Consider the following 6335-nt stretch of genomic DNA (forward strand, 5'->3'; position numbering starts at 1 on the left):
CCTTCCACCGTAGGGGCGGTCGGAGTTCGCTTGCGGACCCTGCGTTCGGTGATCCCTCGGCGGTCTATCTCTGACCGCCGGTCACGGCGATTGTTCTGCCGATCCCGCGGACCGCTGCGGCTCGTTAAGCCTCTGCCCGCTCTCACGATGTGCCGCCTGCACGCCTGGTTCAGGCTTTTCCTGCCCGGCGGCAAGTAGTTGGCGCGCGCCCCTGACGCTGATTTCGAGTAGTTCGGCGATATCGTCGGTGCTACATCCGTGCTCGTTCATGCGCACCACAGCCGCAGCCTGCCTGGTGCGGTGTACCGCGATGTCGGTTGCCGCGGCTTCTTCGAGGTGGCGGATCTTGTCGTGCAACGCTCGGATGCGGCGGTCGCGGCGTTGTTCGATCGTCGAAATCGCCTGCCACGCTGACCAATACTGCCGCACGGCGGCGCTGACATTCTGTTCGCGGCGACGTTCAAGCGCGCGGCGACGATCCATTACTTCCCGCGAATGACGTAGCTGGCCAGAGAGTTTCCCGGCATCTCGTCCGCGTGTGCTCCTGCTCGCCTGGGGGTCGTTCATGTCGTGATCTCCCAAACTCTCGGTGAGATCAACCCGCGCCTCGCAGTTCAACAATACGCCCAACCCACGGTCATACAGCGGCGCCGCATCCGCAACAACGCGGTCAGAGGCAGCGACATCAGCCCGTCGACTCGCGGTCGTGTCTCGCTTCCCTTTCTCTCCTGCCCCTTGCTGTCGAAAGGAGTCCCTGTGACCGAAAGTCAGCTCGACGATGTCGCTGATGTGGCATCGGTGGTGTCTCGGTGTCTGTCCGATCTCGAGCCGGTGTTCGAGCAGATCGACTGGGCCGAGGACGAAATCGTCCGCGCGCAACAACGCCATCCGCGCCACCGCAACACCCTCTACCACTCGTTCGCGCTGTTGATGCCGACCCATGAGCGGATGCGCCAGGAATTCGTGTACCGCTCGCACTGCCGCGAACTGCTCGACCGCGTCGCCGCCGGCTTGTCCCCTGTGTCTGGGACCGCGGCCGAGGTCGCGCTCGCGGTCATGCAGGCCAGCCAGAAGGCCCCGCTCAACACCGCCGCGTTCGGTCTCTACGTGCGTATGTGGATCCAGGCCGGATTCCCTCACGTGGAATCGGTGGCCGGTTCGCACGAGCACTATGAGGCGATCGCGAAGTCCCGCATCGATAATCTCGAGGCCGAGACACGCACCCGCCTGTCCGTGGCCGATCGCGTCCTGCGGACTATCGACTGCCCGGGGCGCCACCACGGCCAACCAGCCGACGACTGCGAATACGCCCGTCCAAGCCTGGCCGCCTGAAGCAAGCTCGCAGGGCCCATCGGGTGCTCCCCGTTGCTCCTTGCTTGCCCTGTCTCTGTCTCTGTCCCGCGCCGGTCGACTCCCCCTGTCGGCCGGCGCTCTTTTCTGTTGTGGAGGGTGTGTGCGTTCATGACCGATCCGATCCTGGGCCCACCGTGCGCGGTCTGCGACGGCGCGGCGTCCGATACGGAGTTGTGCATCGCGAATGCCGCTGTGTGCGCGTCGTGTTGGCAGCAACTGCCCCGCTGCGACTACTGCCGCACCCCGTCAGTGCGGCTGACGCGCACTGCTGATGAGGCGCAGTTGTGTGCGCACTGCCTGACCGGGTGGGCAGGGTGTGTGTCGTGCCGGCGGTTGACCGGCCCGGACTTGCGCACCGACACCGATCAACTCGTGTGTGCGCGGTGCGCGGGCGCGTTGTTCGCTGCGTGTTTCAGCTGTGGGCGGTTCAGTGCCGACAGCCGCTACATCTCCGGCGGGCACCGCGCCTGCCCCCGCTGCGCCAGCCGATTCCAAGCGTGCCCGGAATGCGGCACTCTTGTTCGACCCGGACACCGGTGCGAGGCCTGCGCCCACCGCGGGAAGGTGTGGAACTACACCTACCGCCCCGACCCCCGCTTCCACGGCACCGGCCCCCTCTACCTCGGGCTCGAGTTGGAGATCATCGTCCCCGAACACCGTTTCGACGTTTGCGCCGGGCTCGCCACCGACCATCTCGGCGACCTCGGGTATTTGAAGCGTGATAGCTCCATCCGGCCGTCCGGGTTCGAACTCGTGTCCCACCCGATGTCCTACCCGTACGCGATCGCCGCGTTCCCTTGGCCACTGCTCAAGCAGCTGCAACGGCTCGGGTGCGAAGCCGACGCGTCAGTGGGGCTGCACGTGCATGCCAGCCGGGCTGGGTTCGACAACCCTGCGCATGTGTATCGGTGGCTGAAACTGTTGTACCGCAACGAAGAAGCGGTCACCCGCCTGGCGCGCCGGCGCACGCACTACGCCCAGTTCGACAGCGCCGCCCGCGCGCGGGCCCGCCATACCGCCAAGGGGCCGCAGCACGCGCTGGGGCTCGAGCGGTACCAGGCGATCAATCCGTTGCCGCGTAACACCTTGGAGGTGCGGGTGTTCGCCAGCTCGCTGGACGTGCAGCAGGTGCAGGCCGCACTCGCGTTCACCGCCGCCTCCATCGACTACACCCGCAGCCTGCGAGTCGCCGACATCCGCGCCGGCGCCTGGGACTGGGCCCGCTTCGCCACCTGGGTCACCACCCGCCCCGACTACCAGCCCCTAGCCGCGGAGATGGAGAACCTGCAATGTGCCTGCTGACCTACTACCCCGCCGACGCCCCGATCGACACCCGCGCGCTGCGGTTCGGAGCCGAGGCGAACCCCGACGGACACGGCTTCGCCATCGTCACCGGCGGCCGCATCATCACCGGGCACGGCATGAACGCCCACACCGTCATCGACGCGTTCGCCCGCACCCGCGCCGAACACCCCGACGGGCCTGCGTTGTTCCACTCCCGCTACGCCACCCGCGGCGCGATCGACCTATCCAACTGCCATCCCTTCCGGCTCGGCGGCGATGCGCGAACAGTGCTGGCGCACAACGGGACTCTGCCCAAGCGGGTGCATCCGCGTGCGTATGACCGGCGCTCGGATACCCGGATCGCAGCCGAGGACTACCTGCCCACTCAACCGTTCGGGCCGATCGACACCGCCGTCGGAGCGCGCGGACTGGCTGGCTGGTTGGGGTCGAGCAAGCTGGTGATCTTGACCGTCGACCCCGCTTACACCCACACCGCGTACCTGTTCGGTGAGCGCGCCGGGCTGTGGGTGGGCGGGATCTGGTATTCCAACCGCTCCTACCTGCCGCCCGAGCAACGGTGGCTGGTCCGCCGCCGGACGGTGTGCGGGTACTGCCTCGACCGCGATCTCGAACGCACCAGCCGCTACTGCCGCACCTGCGGCTGGTGCTTCGGCTGCCATTCCGCCCTCTCCCACTGCACCTGCCTGTCGACCCCGCCCCGGCCGGCTCCCACCGCGGCCCCCGCACCCGGCTTGACCTGACCCGACCGCCAGGCCCGCTCGACCCGGGCTGCCCGGCACCGCTTTCCTCTTGCGCCCCGCTTCGCGCCGCTACCCCGGCGCGCAGCGGGGCGCCGTCGTCTGTCCCCCGACTTTTTGGAAGGACGTGAATCCTGTATGCCCGCATCCACTCTCACCGATCGGCGGTGTGAGGCCTGTTCACACCCGATCGACGACAACACGACCGTCACCACCGTCGAAGGTGATCATCTGTGCCTTGCGTGCGCCGACCGGCTCGACACCTGCGACGACTGCGCCACCCCCACACGAGAGCGCCGCTCCACCGTGCGCGGCACCGACGTGTGCACGGAATGCTCGATCGGCTGGCGTCGGTGCCGCGATTGCGACCGCTTCGACAGCGACCTGGTCCGTGTCATCGGCCATGGCGAGGTCTGTGACGACTGCGCCGACAGCTACCTGGTGTGTGACGACTGCGGCTCACGCGCAGACGGGCTCAACGAGACCGAAGCCGGGGCGGATGTGTGCGGTCGCTGCGAGGACGCCGACTACCACCGTTGCGGCGGCTGCGACATCCTCATCCGCTGCTGGGAGGACTACTGCGACGCCTGCGCCAACCAACATCCCGACCATCGCGGCGTCCACTCCTACGGCTACAAACCCGAACCCGTCTTCCACGGCACCGGACCGCTGTACCTCGGATTGGAACTCGAAATCAAAACCCCCCGAGACGTTTTCGACGCCGCCGCCGAACTCGCCATCGACCAGCTCGGCGACCTCGGATACCTCAAGGAAGATGGAAGTATCCAGCCGTGCGGATACGAGCTTGTGACGCACCCGATGTCGTATGACTTTGCGTGCCAACAGTTTCCGTGGTCGCTGCTGCAGCGGTTGCGGATACTGGGAGCCTACACCGACACCAGCGTCGGCATCCACGTGCACGTGTCCCGCGCCGGGTTCTCCTCCCCCGCGCACACCTACCGGTGGTTGAAGTTCGTCTACCGCAACGAATCCCACGTCAAGATGCTGGCGCGCCGTGACTCCGAGCAGTGGGCGGTATTCGACCCGGGCGCTCGGGCCAACGCCGCTGCCCATGCCAAGGGTGAGACCGGAGGCGCGTTCCGGTATCAGGCGATCAATGTGTGTCCCGACGACACGTTCGAGCTGCGGGTGTTCGCCAGCTCTCTGCAGGCGCGGGAGGTGCAGGCCGCGCTCGCCTTCGCCGACGCCTCCGTCGAATACACCCGCGCCCTGTCGGCCGCCGATATCGCCCGCCGCCGGGGCTGGGAATGGGCGGCGTTCACCGCGTGGCTGGCCGCGCGCCCCGAATATCGCTGCCTGACCGACGAATTGGAGGCCCTCGCGTGTGCATCCTGACCTTCTACAAACCCGGCCAGGACCCCGACCTCGACGCCCTGCACGGCGGCGCGCTGGCCAACCCACACGGCCACGGCTACGCCATCCACACCGGCGACACAATCCTCGTCGGACACGGCATGAACGCCGAACAGGTGATCGCCGAATTCGCCGAACAGCGCGCCCAACATCTCAGCGGCCCGGCGTTGTTCCACTCCCGCTACGCCACCCACGGCGACCGCGATACCAGCAACTGCCACCCCTTCATCGTCGGTGGCGATGCACGAACGGTCCTCGCGCACAACGGGGTCCTGCCCGACAACGTGCACCCCGTACCCGGGGACTCGCGCTCGGATACCCGGATCGCGGCTGAAGATTTTCTGCCGACCAACCCGTTCGGGTCGCTGGACAGCTGGGCGGGGCGGGCGCGGTTTGAGCACTGGCTCGCCTCCAACAAGGTCGTCATCTTGACCGCCGATCCCGCCTACAAGCACCCCGCCTACATCTTCAACGAACACCACGGGCACTGGGTCGGCGGCACCTGGTACTCCAACGACAGCTACCTGATAGGCGAGTGGGCCAGCGCCGACACCGACTACATCGGATTCTGCGAATACTGCGGCTCATTCGACGACGAACCCTTCGGCCCGCACTGCGGATACTGCGGATACTGCGCCGACTGCACCCACCCATTCCCCCGCTGCGCATGCCCACAATTCGACGGCGCCGACCGATACGCCGACCTGCTCGGCCTGCAACTCCACTGACCGGCGCCGCCACCAATCCATGTGCTCTCAGCCAGCCCTACCTGGCCCGAACGGCAGCAGCCGAGAACCACGCTGTCCCGAAAGGAAAGCACCCGTGGGCAATTCCACCGCACAACCGTTGAGCCGCGACGCGACCGTCGACATCCTGCTCGAAGCTCTCGACCCCTACATCGCCTCGACGCGACACGCACTTGGTGTCGCGCACACGATGGCCACCGTCATCGGCGGTGAGCCACTGGACCTGCTCAACAACGCCATCACCGACTACCAAACCCGGGAACGTCTCGTCCGCACCGCCTCTCGCGCACTGCGCGCGCAGCCTTTCAAGGCTCGGCAAGCGCTGAAGGGCAGTGATCGCTACCCCGGCATCGGCGGGACCTGAACCCGCTCAATAGCTGTCCCGACCGCGGACAGAGACCGCCAGGAAACGACGGTGCTCACGGCGAGCCGGCCCGGCTCACCTCAACGCCGCTCCGGCCCTCTTTCGCTTTCCCGTCCTCTTTCCGAATGGAGATACCCGATGCCCGACACTCCCCGCGGCGCCGCCACCGACTCGGTTCCGGTTCCGCAGCGCCTGGCCGAGGCGCCTGTCTCGGCGGGCATGGTCGTGCCGTACATCACGATGACCCATCGCGACCCCACCAAGCCCGTGTGGGGCGCAGTGAATCCGGCACGGCTGCAACAAATCTGGCAGCACAGCCTGTGCCAGGTATGCGGTCAGCGCCTCGACGGCCCCTGGGTCGTGGTCTACATCCGGCCGTGGGACTACCTGCGCGGCATAGGTCCGGAACCTGCGCTGCATCCGGAGTGTGGTCTCTATTCGACACGGGCATGCCCG

The 6335-nt window shown here is 67.1% G+C and carries 8 protein-coding genes; 7 read left to right on the forward strand and 1 reads right to left on the reverse strand.

From position 1 onward, the window contains the following. Nucleotides 1-81 precede the first annotated feature (81 nt). Entirely contained in the window at nt 82-630 is a 549-nt protein-coding gene (locus NA3_RS37090) for a hypothetical protein (RefSeq protein WP_157126593.1), read from the reverse strand. 201 nt (nt 631-831) lie between these two features. Between NA3_RS37090 and NA3_RS23015 the strand changes: the two genes are divergently transcribed. The 7 genes from NA3_RS23015 to NA3_RS23045 all read left to right on the forward strand — a co-directional run. Beyond that, entirely contained in the window at nt 832-1332 is a 501-nt protein-coding gene (locus NA3_RS23015) for a hypothetical protein (protein WP_157126594.1), read from the forward strand. Between the two features lie 585 nt (nt 1333-1917). Further along, complete coding sequence (locus NA3_RS23020) at nt 1918-2655, forward strand: hypothetical protein (RefSeq protein WP_062965685.1); 738 nt, start codon at nt 1918-1920, stop codon at nt 2653-2655. Beyond that, entirely contained in the window at nt 2643-3398 is a 756-nt protein-coding gene (locus NA3_RS23025; RefSeq protein WP_062965686.1) for a class II glutamine amidotransferase, read from the forward strand. Before NA3_RS23020 ends, NA3_RS23025 begins: the two co-directional genes overlap by 13 nt. Before the next feature lie 135 nt (nt 3399-3533). After that, on the forward strand, nt 3534-4751 hold the full coding sequence (locus NA3_RS23030) for a hypothetical protein (protein ID WP_062965687.1): 1218 nt from the start codon (nt 3534-3536) through the stop codon (nt 4749-4751). Beyond that, nucleotides 4739-5497, forward strand: coding sequence for a class II glutamine amidotransferase domain-containing protein (locus NA3_RS23035; RefSeq protein ID WP_062965688.1), 759 nt, complete (start codon nt 4739-4741; stop codon nt 5495-5497). Before NA3_RS23030 ends, NA3_RS23035 begins: the two co-directional genes overlap by 13 nt. A 94-nt stretch (nt 5498-5591) precedes the next feature. Further along, nucleotides 5592-5879, forward strand: a complete 288-nt coding sequence (locus NA3_RS23040; RefSeq protein WP_062965689.1) for a hypothetical protein — start codon at nt 5592-5594, stop codon at nt 5877-5879. Nucleotides 5880-6017: 138 nt separating this feature from the next. Continuing rightward, nucleotides 6018-6335: hypothetical protein (locus tag NA3_RS23045; protein ID WP_218021884.1), on the forward strand; the 318-nt coding region annotated here is incomplete at its 3' end.

The organism is Nocardia africana NBRC 100379, from assembly GCF_001612635.1.
In the GTDB taxonomy this organism is placed as follows: domain Bacteria; phylum Actinomycetota; class Actinomycetes; order Mycobacteriales; family Mycobacteriaceae; genus Nocardia; species Nocardia africana.

Coding starts and splice junctions, on each gene's coding strand:
- NA3_RS23030 (WP_062965687.1), top strand. CDS start 3,534: ATGCCCGCATCCACTCTCACCGATCGGCGGTGTGAGGCCTGTTCACAC.
- NA3_RS23025 (WP_062965686.1), top strand. CDS start 2,643: ATGTGCCTGCTGACCTACTACCCCGCCGACGCCCCGATCGACACCCGC.